Origin of the sequence: Niveispirillum fermenti (assembly GCF_048066175.1) — a bacterium.
Taxonomy (GTDB): Bacteria; Pseudomonadota; Alphaproteobacteria; order Azospirillales; family Azospirillaceae; genus Niveispirillum; species Niveispirillum fermenti.
In genome coordinates this window covers 1-589 of record NZ_JBLTXA010000123.1, presented here as the reverse complement: position 1 = coordinate 589, position 589 = coordinate 1, and the positions used below count along the sequence as shown (strand labels likewise).

General features: G+C 65.0%; 1 protein-coding gene. It reads left to right on the top strand.

Annotation, left to right across the window (positions count from 1 at the left end):
- Positions 1-589, top strand: a 589-nt coding sequence (locus tag ACM9LZ_RS25970) for a hypothetical protein (RefSeq protein WP_416622393.1), incomplete at both ends; no start/stop codon positions are given.

Here is a 589-nt window from a genome sequence, read left to right as displayed (position 1 = left end):
GCGCGTCGTGGTCACGGCCAATGACGGCAAGGGCGGGACGCCGACAGCCACCTCAACCTATACGGAGATCACCAACAGCCCGCCGGTGAACAGCGTGGTGCCGTCGGTGACGGGCACGGCGACGGTGGGCAATGCCCTGACCACCAGCAACGGCACCTGGAGCGATCCTGACGGTGATGGCCGGTCCTACAGCTATCAATGGTACCGGGCGGATGATACCAGCGGCACCAACGCCACGGCCATCACGGGTGCCACCTCTTCCAGCTACACGCTGACCGTATCGGACGCGCAAAAATACTTGCGTGCTGTGGTCACGGCCAATGACGGCAAGGGCGGGACGCAGACGGCATCCTCTACCTGGGGACTGATTGCGGCTGTCGGCAATGCCGCGCCGGTGAACAGTGTGGTGCCGTCGGTCACGGGCACGGCGACGGTGGGCAATGCCCTGACCACCAGCAACGGTTCCTGGACGGACGCCGATGGCGACCCGCTATCCTACAGCTATCAATGGTACCGGGCGGACGACACCAGCGGCACCAATGCCACGGCCATCACGGGCGCCACCTCTTCCAACTACACGCTGACCACC